The following is a 12,675-nucleotide window of genomic DNA, read 5'->3' as shown; positions in this document are numbered from 1 at the left end:
ATGGTGGATTCCCGCTTGAATACCCCTGCCTCCTCCGCCACGCCAGACCAAAGCCCCCAGGCGTCCCCTCCGTCGCCTGCGCCCCGCCGCCGCTGGCTGCGCTACCTGCTCTGGTTCTTCCTGGTCCTGGTCCTGCTGCTGGCCGCCCTGCTGGGTTCCGCCTGGTGGTGGAGCGGCCGTGCCGATTCGCTGGCCTACACCCTGCAGCGCGTGGCCGGCTGGCTGCCCGCAGGCCAGAGCCTGCAGGCCAAGGAAGTCACCGGCACCGTGCGCCAGGGCGGGCGCATCGGCTGGCTGCAATGGCAAAGCCCCACCATGAAGGTGGAGCTGCGCGACGCCACCATCGGCTGGCAATTGCGTCCCCTGCTGTCGCGCACCGTGCGCCTGGGCGAAGTCCGCATCGCCGAGCTGAACATTGCCAGCACGCCCGACCCCGAGGACAAGAAACCCGTCGAGCCGCTGCAGCAGCTCGTGCTGCCCGTGAAGATCGACGTGCCCTTCCATGTGGAGCGCATCGTCTGGCAAGGCCCGCCCCAGGCCGAGGTACTGGGCCTGCAAGGCCACTACGCCTACGACGGCAGCGAGCACCAGCTGGACGTGCGCGACCTGCAATGGGCCGATGGCAGCTACCAGGCCAGGCTGCGCCTGCAGGCCCGCGCGCCCATGGCCATCCAGGCCGAGCTGCAGGGCGACCTGCAGGCGCCTGCCCTGGCTTCGGACGACGAGGCCTCCGCAGCCAAGGCCCCCAAACCTGCACCGCTGGCCGTGCAGGCCAAGGCACAGATCGACGGCACCCTGGCCACCGCCGCTGCGCAACTGGGCATCAAGCTCCAGGTTGATGCCAAGCCCGGGACGGTGTCCGAGGAAACGCCTGCCCCTCCCGCCGTACAGAAATCCGCCAAGGCCGATGGCAAGAACGGCAAGGCCAGGGAGCGCAAGGAAGCCGCCCCCGTGTCCGAACCCATGCACGCGGACATCGAGGCCAGCATCCGGCCCTGGCAGCCCCAGCCGCTGCAGACCGCGCGCGCCCAGCTCAGCCAGATCGACATCGCCGCCTTCTGGCCCCAGGGACCGCGCACCCGCATCAGCGGCGAATTGCAGGCCGGGCCGGATGGCAAGGCAGCTGATACAGCCCAGGCACCCGCCACGGAACAGGCACCGGACCAGGCACCAGGCTCGGCCATAGCCACCACCGCCTGGCAGCTGACGACACGCCTGAACAACGCCATGCCCGGCCCCTGGGACCGCCAGCGCCTGCCGCTGGACCAGATCGAGGCCGCAGTGCGCTATGACGGCCAGCAGTGGCTGCTGGAGCAGGCGCAGATCGCCATAGGCTCGGGCAGCATCGACGCCCAGGGCCGCTTCGAGCCCGCCACCAAGGTCTTCGAAGGCCAGGCCAAGGTCCAGCGCCTGGACCCCGCCGCGCTCTACAGCCTCCTGGAAGCCGCGCCGCTGCAGGGCGAGCTGCGCGCCAGCACCACGGCAGAGCAGCAGGTGGACTTCAGCGTGGACATCCAGGCCGCAGCAGCGCCCGCAGGCGCCAAGCGCCAGCCCCTGCGCATAGAAAAACTCGCCACCAAAGGCCGCTGGGCCCAGCCCGTGCTGTCGCTGGAGAACCTGCAGCTTGATGCGCTGCAGGCCTCGGTGCGCAGCCGCAGCCTGCAGTTCGACACCGAACAGCAAAAGCTGCAGACCGTGCTGAAGGCCCAGCTGCCCGGCGCCGAACTCTCGCTGGACGGCCACATCAGCCCTGCCGCAGGCCAGGGCAGCAGCCAGCTCAAGCTGTCGTCACTCACCGCCCTCACACAGTGGCTGCGCAAGCTGCCCGGCATGAAGGACCCGCTGGCCGGCGCCCTGATCGAAGGCCAGGCCCAGCTGGACGCCAGCTGGCGCGGCGGATGGGGCGCACTGCAAAAGCGCATGAAGGCCGCCGTGGGCGACCCCCTGCCCGCCAGCGGCCTGCAGCTGCAGGCCGACCTGCAGGCCGCCAAGCTGCGCTACCTGCCCGCCAACACGCTGCCCGAGCAGGCGCTGGAGCTGCCCGAGCTGCGCCTGGCCCTCAAGGGCTCGCCCGAGCAGGCCAGCCTCACCCTGGCCGGCCAGGCGAAGCGCGGCACGCAGACCGCGCAGATCGACACGGCCCTGCAGGCAGGCCTTGCCACGGCGCGCGGTGCCGCGCCCCTGGACTGGCAAGCCAGCATCGACAAGCTGCAGGCCCGGCTGAGTCCGGGCCAGGACCTGCCCGGCCCATGGCAGCTGCAACTGGCAGGCAACCAGCCCGTACGGATCGCCCAGCGCACCGCGGGCCGCACCGTGCTGTCCACCTCCTTCACGGCATCGGCCGGCAGCCTGCAGGTCACGCCGCCCACCCTGCCCCAGCGCCGCACCAATGCCCAAGCGCCCCAGCCCGTGCTGCTGGCCTGGGATGACACCCGCGCCACCCAGGGCAGCGACGGCCGCTGGGCCCTGCGCAGCACCGGCCGCGCCCAGGCATTGCCGCTGGCCTGGGTCGATGCCCTGTCCATGGCCGAGGAGCCCCCGCTGGCCGCCATGGGCCTGAGCGGCGACCTGAGCTTCAACGCCCGCTGGGACATCGACACGACGGGCCCCGCGCTCAAGGCCGAACTGCTGGTCGAGCGTGCAGCCGGCGACCTGCGCCTGGCCGTGGAAGACGGCTCGGGCACCACCGTCATTCACACCACGGGGCCGCGCTCCAGCAAGCCCGGCGAAGTGCGCACCCGTACCGTGCGCGGCGTCGGCATGCGCGCCCACATCAAGCAGGCCCGCCTGAGCGTGCGTGCCCAGGGCGACGACGTGCAAGCCAAGCTCGACTGGGACAGCGAACGCGCCGGCACCCTGACCGCGCAGCTGGGCACGCGCCTGGCCCAGCAGGACGGCACCTGGACCTGGCCCGAGAAGGCCCCTCTGTCCGGCCAGATAGACGCCCGCATGCCCGACATCGGCATCTGGGCGCTGTTCGCCCCGCCCGGCTGGCGCGTCACCGGCTCGCTGCAGGCCAAGGCCGATATCAGCGGCGACCGCCAGAACCCGCAGTGGCAGGGCAATCTCTCGGCCGACGGCCTGAGCATCCTGTCCGCGCTGGACGGCATCGACCTGCAAAACGGCGTGCTGCGCGCGCGCCTGCAAGGCAACCGCCTGGACCTGACCGAGCTGCGCATGCAGGGCGGGCGCGGCAGCAATGCGCGCATCCTGGGCTACAGCGGCAACCTCACCACGGCACCGCGCGAAGGCGGCGAACTCACGGGCTCGGGCTTCGTGCGCTGGGACCCGCCCAACGCCGATGGCAGCAACTCCGGCCTGAGCATGGACCTGCGCGCCCAGGCCACCAGGCTGCAGGTGCTGGTGCGCGCGGACCGCCAGGTCAGCGTCTCGGGCGGCCTGCAGGCCAGGCTGGAGCAAGGCCAGTTCACGCTGCGCGGCGACCTCACCACCGACCGCGCCACCATCATCCTGCCCGAGGAATCCGCGCCCTCGCTGGACTCCGACGTGGTCGTGCACTCGGCCGCCTCGCGCAAGGCCGAGCAGGAAGCGGCGCGCAAGCAGCAGCAGGCCGACCGCAAGGCCCAGGCCCGCGCGGAAACCATCAAGCTGCCCGACATCCTCGTCAAGCTCGACCTGGGCCGCGACTTCGCGCTGCAGGGCTACGGCATCACCACCCGCCTGGAAGGCGCGCTGGAAGTGCAGGGCCCCACCGTGGCGGGCGGCCCGCCGCGCATTACCGGCGAGATCCGCACCGTGCAGGGCCGCTACCGCGCCTGGGGCCAGTCGCTGGACGTGGAAACCGGCCTCATCCGCTTCAACGGCCCCTACGCCAACCCCTCGCTGGACATCCTGGCGCTGCGCCCGAACATCGCCGTGCGCGCAGGCGTGCAGGTGCAGGGCACGGCCAACGCCCCGCGCGTGCGCCTGTACTCCGACCCCGAAATGCCCGATGCCGAAAAGCTCTCCTGGGTGGTCATGGGCCGCGACCCCGCCACGGGCGGCGCCGAAAGCGCCCTGCTCCAGCAAGCCGCGCTGTCCCTGCTCAGCGGCGGGCGCAACAACAGCGGCAAGATCGCCAGCAACCTGGGCCTGGACGAAATCGGCTTCAAGGGACCGGGCGGCGAGGGCTCCACCGGCGCGGCCCTCACCCTAGGCAAGCGCCTGTCCAGCGACCTCTATGTCACCTACGAGCAAAGCCTCTCGGGCGCCATGGGCACGCTGTACATCTTCTACGACCTCTCGCGCCGCCTCACCCTGCGCGGCCAGACCGGGGAAACCAGCGCGCTGGACCTGATCTACACCGTGCGCAAGGACTGACGCCTCACCCCCGCGCAGCCGCCCTGCCGGCGCTGCGCGGGGCGGGCCTGCCATGGGTTTACAATCGCCGTTTGCTCCTCTCCGTAGTTCAATGGATAGAACGGGCGCCTCCTAAGCGCCAGATACAGGTTCGATTCCTGTCGGAGGGACCATCAGATGGTTTTTGCATTAATCATTTGCGCGCACTGTAAATGGTCTGGTGACATACCGGGGACATGAACAGTGCAGAAACGACAAGAGCCCCTCGACACCGGATAGGGTGTTGAGGGGCTTTTTTGCATCGCACACCGTCATAGATCGCGATTCGCCCCGCTCCCGTTCGGGGCGATCGTCCAGAGCCAGTCCTATGTACGGAACCGATAGCACAGGCTGACGAGCTGCTGCAGCCTCGGCGCACCCATCAAGCACGCGGACTGAGTCGCTTGCGGTTTGGCATGAATTGGATGGAGCCTTTGCCCGACTGCCGCAGCATGGAGACTCAATGGCCGCAGGACCCTGCACCTGCAGCAAAAACACAACAACTGGGGGACTCTCTCCTACCCCAGCACCCTCTGATGACGCGCCTGGTAACGCGATCTGCTCAGACTTGCTCAGATTCAGAATGTTTCTTTTTGTTCTAATTTGTAGCAAAAGTCTCACTATGAGACCAAGGCCCAAACCTCCGGTCTAAGCAAGTCTTCTTTCCAGCCTCCCCAATCCTCAAGGCGTGCATTGCAAGCTTTCAGGGGTTTTCCTCAAAGGTGTCCACACATGATTCAGCGCCGTTCTTTGCAGCACGTCCTCGCCGCCGCTTCGCTCTCACTCATTGCCTGTGCCGTAAGCGCCGCCGATTACGCCTATATTCCCAATTCAAACAGCAGAACAATTTCGGTCATCAATACCGCGACTGGAGAACTCGCCACCACATTAAGTCCAGCAAGCATGGACGCAACGTTAAATGATAACATCTACACTCTTGCATTGCGACCAGGCGCCAACAATGAGTCGTGGTTCGGGCAATACAGATCCAACAACAAACTGGGAGTTATTGACACAACAAACAACTCCCTAAAAGCAGTTATCGACAACACTGGATCATCTGTCTCCATCACCTTTTCTGCAGATGGTGCCATCGCCTACGTCAGTGATTACGTCAATAGTAAGCTGCATATTATAGACGCCAACTCCAAACAAATCACTGCCAGCTTAAATACGGGATGCTGGACAATCTCCTCTGCACTAAGCCAAGACGGTGCCTCACTTTATGTGCGGTGTGGAGACACTGGTGAGATCAAAAAACTGGATACTGCCACCAACACGTTATCCACACTGGAAAACGTCTCAAATTCGGGATTTGGCTTGGCTTATGACCCGACAGGAGCCGGAAAACTATATACGTCGAGCAATGCTGGCAACACGGTTGGCCTCATCGATTTGGCAGACAACACGGTTACTCAGATCACAATAAGCGGTATTAATGGCACCGCCAAGGCAGTAGCAGTTCGAAAGAATGGCAGCAAACTATATGTTGGCGGAAACAACAATGTACTGCACGTCGTTGACACTGCCAACACTTCAACACAGAAAACGCTCACACTGAGCGGTGAGGTCTCAGGTATCACGGGCCTCGGTATTTCGGCAAACGATGCGGCGCTGTATGCTGTAACAGCGAATGGCACAGTCCATGTCATTGATGTCGCCACCGATACGGAAACCAAGACGATATCTGCCGCAGCCGGCGCCTCTTCTTTATGGATCTGGGGTGACTTCCTCGGCAACGTCGTCGCCAGTGCCACGCCGGGTGGACCCTCGGTGGCATCGATTGCCCCGCAGGGCACACCATCAGCCAGCGCCACAAGCATCAATTTCGCAGTGACCTTCAGCGAAGCGGTCAACGGAGTGGATGGCACCGATTTCGCGCTGACCACTACAGGCACCGCCACCGGCACGATGGGCACGCCATCCAGTGCCGACAACGGCATCACATGGACTGTACCCGTCACTGCCATCAGCGGCACGGGCAGCCTGCGCCTGGACCTCAACAGCAACGGCACCGGCATCGAGAGCACCGCAGCAGCCAAGCCCATTGCAGGGGGCTTCGCGACAGGAACCGTGCACAACGTTGATGTACAGGTGCCAGTCGCTGGCGCTTGTGGCACGGCGGCGGGCCAAGCCACGGCACTGGCCCCTGCAGCGGGCCTGTGCAGCGCGGGCACGGCTACGGCGATCTCCAGCGCCAGTGGCAAATACACCTGGCAGTGCCAGGGCTTGAACGGCGGCAGCGCCAACAGCTGCGAAGCCCCCTGGTCCACCGCTGGAGGCAGCAAGGCAATGGTCGCACTGCAGACAGCCAACGGTTGGCAGGTGAGCAACGCCAGCTTCAGCACCACGCCACCCGCGACCGCTCCGCAAGGCGTGACTTTCCCCTCTGGACTGCTCTCGCTGAATCTCAGCAGCGGCAACCTGGGCAGCGATGCAACCGTCACCCTGAACTTCAGCACACCGGTGCCTGCAGGCGCGGTATACATGAAGTACGGCCCCAGCCCTGATGGTTTCAACTGCCAAGGCGCAGCATGTGCTCAACCACACTGGTACCAACTGCCTGCCAACCGCGCTGTGCTGGCATCGGACCGGCTGAGCGCCACGTTGACGCTGACCGACGGCGGGCTCGGCGACAACGACGGCATAGCCAACCAATCCATCCAGGATCCGGGAGGCTTTGCACTGCTGGCAGCACCCGCCAGCACTGCGGCGATTCCCACCCTGTCTGAATGGGGCATCATCGCGCTGTCGTCCCTTCTGGCCATGTTCGGCATCGCAAGAATGCGCCGCCGCCAGGGCTGAAAACAAAAGCCACCTTCGGGTGGCTTTTTTCATTTCACCGGCCGCGAAACGAGCAATCGGGCTTACCGCTCTCTGCCGTCCCTCAATGCATTTCCTTGATAGCTCCATGGCAAGAACCCAGAACCCGGCTCCAATACAAAAAATCGTCACCGTCAGCTGACTCAATGCCTACCATGGGTCAATACTGGAAATCCTCAATTCAATCCCATTGAGATGATCGCAATGTAAATGCGATCTCAATATCAATTGAAATGCCCTACCCGACACAATAAAACAAAACAATTCCTTGCAAAATAAAATACGCCTTCATACACTCCAGTCTCCAACTTTCATGGAGGAGAACGCAATGACTGGAATTCGTCGTGATGTCAATCAAGGTGGAACTGTCTGGAATGAAACGCTGATCTGGTATTCCAAGGCCGTGGGGCACCTTTACTCTCTTCCCATTACGGACAGGACCAGCTGGAGATATCTTGCCGCCATTCATGGCATCAACAAGAGCGGCTGGATCAGTGCTGGCGTGCTCTCGGCCAAGGACCCTTTGCCACCCACCTCCGAAACCGAGGAGATGTGGGACCAATGCCAGCATGGCACCTGGTACTTTCTTCCCTGGCATCGCGGCTATCTCGCCGCATTCGAAGCCATTGTGGCGAAGACCGTCAAGGAGCTTGGCGGCCCTGCGGACTGGGCGCTTCCCTATTGGAACTACCTGAATTCCAGCAATCAGGCCGCACGCAACATACCCCAGGCTTTCCTGGAAGAGAAATTGCCGGATGGCTCTCCCAATTTCCTGGCCAAGGCCAGGCGCAATGGGTCAAAGCGCCTGGGACCAACGCCTGACATTCCCCGTGATATCACGCTGGGTTGCCAGGACTACCACCGCTTCACCAGCGCTCCCGGCACCTTGGAATACGGCGGTGGCATCACCGCCTTTTCCCATGACGGCAGCGACACTGGCGCCATTGAATCCAATCCGCACAATCTGGTTCACATCATGGTCGGCGGACTGCAGGAGCCCTATGGATTCATGTCAGACCCCGACTATGCCGCCCTGGACCCGATTTTCTGGGTGCACCATTGCAATGTGGACCGGCTTTGGGCCGCCTGGCTGACCCAGCCCGGCAACATCCAGGACAACAGCGCCGCCTGGAGCAACGGACCTGCCGGCCGCGGCTTCGTCATGCCGGACACCGAAGGAAAGCTGGCCTCCTATGATCCGGGTGAAACCCTGCCTGGCGGTGCGCTGGCCCCTGACTATGACAATCTGACCAGCGGCACGGGCGCCACCACGCTCACGGCCAGCACGGCAGGCCTCACACCGCAGGAGATCGACATGCCCGCAGAATTCTCGACGGTCCCGCCGCCCGCGCCGCGTGTACTGGGCTCCAATGCGGAGCGGGTCATCGTGGGCCGCACGCCGCGGCTGACCACCGTATCGATCGCGGACCCCGCCGCAAAGGTCGAGTTGCTGCAGGCAGGCGCCGCGCTGCCGCGGCCACAGCGCTACTTTCTTCACCTGGAAGGCATTCGCGGCAATGCGCCCAGCGGCGTGCTGACGGTCTCCATCGGCTCGCCCGGGGCGGCGGCGCGGCATGCAGACACCGTCGCCCTGTTCGGATTGGCCAAGGCCTCGGCCAGCGACGGACCGCATGGAGGCAACGGACTGGGCGCCACCATCGACATCACCGATGCCACGCAGGCCATCCTGGACGCAGGCGGCAGTCTGGACCAGTTGAACGTGGCCATCGAACAGCCCGAAGCCGATCCCGGGCGCGAAATCACCGTGGACCGCGTGAGCGTGGTCGCACAGGACGCCACCCGCTAAGGCTCGTGTATGGATGCGCTGCTGAGAGACCTGCGGACCGCTCCCGCGCCAGCACTGATGGCCGTGTCGGGGGCAGGCTTCATCAGCCTGGCCATCAGCCCGCCTGCCACGCCCGGCCTGTCGCTGTGCGGCTCGCTGTCCTCGGTCACGCTGGCCGACCTGTCGCCGCTGGTGCTGGACGGGCACACGCTCGGCATCCTCGGTGTGGCATGGCTGGCCATGGTCCTGGCCATGATGCCGCTGCTGGCACTGCGGCAGGTGCGCCATGCCATGCGATCGAGCGTGGCCCGCCGGCGCCTGCTGGCGGCGGGCCTGCTGCTTGCGGGCTATGCGCTGGTGTGGATGGCAGCCGGGCTGGTCATGGTGCCGCTTGCCGCCCTCTTGCACGCAGCCGCGCATCCCGCGCTCATTCTTGCCTGCATTGCCGTGGCGGTCCTGTGGAGTTCATCGCCCGCAGGAACGCGCGCCCACAATGCCTGCCACAGGCTGTACCCCGTGGCCGCCAGCGGCCCCACGGCCAATCGGGACAGCCTGCAGCACGGACTGCGAACCGGCGTGGCATGCGCCACGGCATGCTGGCCGTGGATGCTGGCGCCCTTTGCCTTTCCCGCGGCCTGGCACCTGCCGGCCATGGCTGTTGCTGCCGTTTTGCTCTTTGTGGAGCGCACAGGCCCATCGCTGCGGCCCGCCTGGCGCCTGCCCTATGTCCTGCGGCGCCTTCTGCACGGCAAGCCGCGCACGTCGCTGGGCCGGGCGACAAGACACTGAACCTTGTGGAGGGTGAGCCTCACCCCCGACCGGCCAGCTCCGCCACCCCTCGCACCAGCGCGCGCCCGGCGTCCGTCGCCTTGCCGTAATGCGCCAGCAGTGCCTGTACATCGGCGTCGGGCGCATGGGAGCGCAGGGACAGCAGCACGTAGCCGATATCGACGCCGGCAAGGTGCAATTGCTGCAGCGCCGTGGCGTCGGGGACGAGTGCGCCGGACTCGAATTGCTGCAGGACCTGTTTGGCTTGGCCGGCCTTGCGGGCGAGTTCGGCTTCGCTGAGGTTCAGGCGCTGGCGCTCCTGCTGCAGGCGGGCGGCGAGGGTGGGTTCGGGGCGCTCATGCTGGATGGCGTTCGGGTCAAACAAACGTTGACCTGTCAGCAGGTAGGCGACGTCCACTCCCTGCTCGGCGACAGCCATGAGGTAACCCGCATCAGGCTTTCTGACGCCCTTCTCATAGTTGAGTTGGGACATCTTTGACACTCCCGCGATAGCGCCAAACGCCTCTTGGCTCAGGCCCAGCCTATTTCTTTCCTCCGTCAGGCGCGCAGAGAAATCAAACATTTTTTATATAAACTGTTGACGATCAAATTTTCGTTTGATAGCCTATGGGGCGTTGTCACTACAAGCGCCAAATACTACCTGACCCCTCAGGCGGCTCCTTTGCTGCGCCTGTACGTTGCTCGAAGGAGGTCCATGAAGCATGCCGGCGCAAAACCATCGCGCAAGAAACTCGCCAAGGCGGACCGCGCGCTGTTCCTGCAGGCCGCTGAAGCACTCACGCAGGCCGCGATGACCGACGAGAAGCACCGGCACAGCGGGGAGTCCGACCGCCTGCTGCGCATCGCCAGCGATGTGGCACGCCACGCGGCGCAGCCCGGCTCGACGTGCGATCTGCATAACACGGCGCTTGACGTGGCCGCCTGCATCAATTCGGCGCGGCTGGTGCCCGGCGATGCGGAGTCAGGCCCACGCACCCGCCTGCTGGCAGTAGCGGCCCAGGCGCTGGCTCAGATATCAGAGACGCCGGTGGACGGGATCGTGTTTCCGCGCACCACGCTGTACGAATTGCAAGCGAGGCTGGACACCGGTGCAACGCCATCGCAGTGGCGCGAACTGGCCCGCGAGGCCAACTACGAGGTCCAGCAGTTGGCGCAGGTGCTGATGCAAATGGGCGACTACCAGAACACGGAGAGCCATATCGTGGCGCACGGCATGGCGGCACGCATCTCGCAGTTGTCGGAGATCGTTTACGTGGCGGCCGCCCTGCATGGCGAGCACCGTGATGAATGGGGCTCGCAGACCCTTCGTGACGTGCGCGATGTCTTTGAAGGCGGCATGGGCCGCCCGGGGTGAACCGGGTGCGGATCAGCCCTGAACGACCACGTTCTCCAGCCGCAGCACGGCCTCGCGCACTTCGCCCAGCCGCGTGTCCTGCGCCTGCGAGGCCTGCCACGCCACACCGACCCACAAAGGCCTCGCCACGCGCAAGCCGCGTCTGCACATCGGCGTCGGGCGTGGCGGAGCGCAGAGACAACAGCACCTAGCCAATATCGACTCCAGCAAGGTGCAGTTGCTGCAACGCCGTGGCGTCAGGGACAAGGTCGCCGGACTCGGACTGCTTCAGGGTCCGTTGGTCCTGGCCGGCTTTGTGGGCCATTCGGTGAAGTTCAAGCGCTGGAACTCTTGGTACAGGCGGGCGGCGAGGGTTGGTTCGGGGCGCTCGTGCTGGACGGTAAATGAGTTCCTTATGCTATCTTTGCTTAATATTGAGGTGGATAACAGCAGCAATCATGCGCAATATCATTTTGCCAAACTGGATAGCTATCGGGATCCCTGAGACAGCACATAATTGCGCCACAACAGGTTCCATTAAGAGATTGGCAACGAATATCGCAGCAGCCATACGTTCCTGATGCACTCTGAGATTTCAGGACAATAGGACTTTCCAAGCTCAAATCGCAGGTTTTTCTAGGCATATTTTTCAAGTATCCCTCTTCGTCCTGGATGTCAGCTATGGTTACCTCCACCTGCATCTCGTCAGATGCTTCGTCAAGTCTGAAAAAGGCAGGAACTGATTTTTCCACAACTGCAAAAATATCGCGCTTGGACAACCAAGTTTCACCACCCTCTACACCAGAGTATAAAGTTGCAGATAAGCTATATTTCTTCAAATTATTCACTTGAATATTTTTTATCACATATTCTATAGCAACAATCATTCCTTCTTGACTGGATGTGAGCTTTATTGAATCACCCAAACCCACGACGGCACTCCTTTTAACCACCTCACCCTTGAAATGAGTGGATATTTTTACCTGCACGACCTCTCCATTCGTCAGGACGGTATCAGGAAAAATCGCACTCAATATTACAAAGAAAAAACAAGTAAACTTTTCATAATTCCCCCCAGAAAGATTAAGAACCATAGAAATATCGCCTATTGATTTAATACAGGCGAGTTGCTCAACTTGCGCCAAGCAGCCTTCGAGAGGGAACATGGTCCAATCAATTGAATCCTAAAACTCCAGCTTGGGAAAAGCTGAGAACTGGATAATCAAAAGCACCAAAAACCCAACTCCAAAGGTGGGCGGCATTGTTCTGGCGTGACCATCCGCCAAGAGCGGACCGGCGCAGCTGGAGTCAGCGTACGGCTACTGATTTTTAGGGGCTGGCCCAATGCTATAGGGAAATTCTATAGATGCAATAAATGCGTGCAAACAGGCTATCGATAGTTTAAGAATTTTCTTAGGAATCCTCTGCAAAAATCGACTTTTTCTGTGACAGCCAACTTCAGGCATGAACTATCTATCGTTGCAATCGCAACGACTTACAGGCGACTGGCTGTCTGGACAGTGTTGTGATGAATGGTGCGTAGCAGATCGTTTTTGATCTGTGCAGAGGACCCTTAACCTTCTGACCGATGCTGCCGATCCATGTA

7 protein-coding genes and 1 tRNA gene are annotated in these 12,675 nt (G+C 63.0%); 6 read left to right on the top strand and 2 right to left on the bottom strand.

Annotated elements, in window-relative coordinates; translation table 11 throughout:
* The 5 genes from ACF8ME_RS19085 to ACF8ME_RS19065 all read left to right on the top strand — a co-directional run bounded on the left by ACF8ME_RS19085 (position 1) and on the right by ACF8ME_RS19065 (position 9,736).
* Entirely contained in the window at positions 1 to 4,320 is a 4,320-nt protein-coding gene (locus ACF8ME_RS19085) for a translocation/assembly module TamB domain-containing protein (RefSeq protein WP_392417823.1), read from the top strand.
* A 77-nt stretch (positions 4,321 to 4,397) separates the two neighbouring features.
* Positions 4,398 to 4,472, top strand: a tRNA-Arg gene (locus tag ACF8ME_RS19080).
* A 598-nt stretch (positions 4,473 to 5,070) separates the two neighbouring features.
* Entirely contained in the window at positions 5,071 to 7,143 is a 2,073-nt protein-coding gene (locus ACF8ME_RS19075) for an IPTL-CTERM sorting domain-containing protein (protein ID WP_392417821.1), read from the top strand.
* Positions 7,144 to 7,474: 331 nt separating this feature from the next.
* Positions 7,475 to 8,968: a tyrosinase family protein gene (locus ACF8ME_RS19070; RefSeq protein WP_392417819.1), complete on the top strand. Its 1,494-nt coding sequence runs from the start codon at positions 7,475 to 7,477 to the stop codon at positions 8,966 to 8,968.
* A gap of 9 nt (positions 8,969 to 8,977) precedes the next feature.
* A complete protein-coding gene (locus tag ACF8ME_RS19065; RefSeq protein ID WP_016447904.1) occupies positions 8,978 to 9,736 on the top strand; it encodes a DUF2182 domain-containing protein in 759 nt (252 codons plus the stop codon).
* Between the two features lie 19 nt (positions 9,737 to 9,755).
* On the opposite strand, the gene ACF8ME_RS19060 is transcribed toward ACF8ME_RS19065, so the two are convergent.
* Positions 9,756 to 10,208: a helix-turn-helix domain-containing protein gene (locus ACF8ME_RS19060; RefSeq protein ID WP_223275114.1), complete on the bottom strand. Its 453-nt coding sequence runs from the start codon at positions 10,206 to 10,208 to the stop codon at positions 9,756 to 9,758.
* Positions 10,209 to 10,430: 222 nt separating this feature from the next.
* Here ACF8ME_RS19060 and ACF8ME_RS19055 point away from each other — a divergent pair, with 222 nt between their 5' ends.
* Positions 10,431 to 11,090: a hypothetical protein gene (locus tag ACF8ME_RS19055; protein WP_392417818.1), complete on the top strand. Its 660-nt coding sequence runs from the start codon at positions 10,431 to 10,433 to the stop codon at positions 11,088 to 11,090.
* Between the two features lie 407 nt (positions 11,091 to 11,497).
* On the opposite strand, the gene ACF8ME_RS19050 is transcribed toward ACF8ME_RS19055, so the two are convergent.
* On the bottom strand, positions 11,498 to 12,235 hold the full coding sequence (locus tag ACF8ME_RS19050; protein WP_392417817.1) for a hypothetical protein: 738 nt from the start codon (positions 12,233 to 12,235) through the stop codon (positions 11,498 to 11,500).
* Positions 12,236 to 12,675 lie beyond the last annotated feature (440 nt).

Origin of the sequence: Delftia sp. WSY_7 (genome assembly GCF_043104845.1) — a bacterium.
GTDB lineage: Bacteria > Pseudomonadota > Gammaproteobacteria > Burkholderiales > Burkholderiaceae_C > Comamonas > Comamonas tsuruhatensis.
The sequence above is the reverse complement of the archived record's forward strand: the minus strand, read 5'-3'. Positions and strand labels throughout refer to the sequence as shown.

Bases quoted from the DNA above. Each gene is read 5' to 3' on its own strand.
- ACF8ME_RS19065 (WP_016447904.1), top strand. From the start codon at position 8,978: ATGGATGCGCTGCTGAGAGACCTGCGGACCGCTCCCGCGCCAGCACTG.
- ACF8ME_RS19070 (WP_392417819.1), top strand. From the start codon at position 7,475: ATGGAGGAGAACGCAATGACTGGAATTCGTCGTGATGTCAATCAAGGT.
- ACF8ME_RS19085 (WP_392417823.1), top strand. From the start codon at position 1: ATGGTGGATTCCCGCTTGAATACCCCTGCCTCCTCCGCCACGCCAGAC.
- ACF8ME_RS19060 (WP_223275114.1), bottom strand. From the start codon at position 10,208: ATGTCCCAACTCAACTATGAGAAGGGCGTCAGAAAGCCTGATGCGGGT.
- ACF8ME_RS19050 (WP_392417817.1), bottom strand. From the start codon at position 12,235: ATGTTCCCTCTCGAAGGCTGCTTGGCGCAAGTTGAGCAACTCGCCTGT.
- ACF8ME_RS19075 (WP_392417821.1), top strand. From the start codon at position 5,071: ATGATTCAGCGCCGTTCTTTGCAGCACGTCCTCGCCGCCGCTTCGCTC.
- ACF8ME_RS19055 (WP_392417818.1), top strand. From the start codon at position 10,431: ATGAAGCATGCCGGCGCAAAACCATCGCGCAAGAAACTCGCCAAGGCG.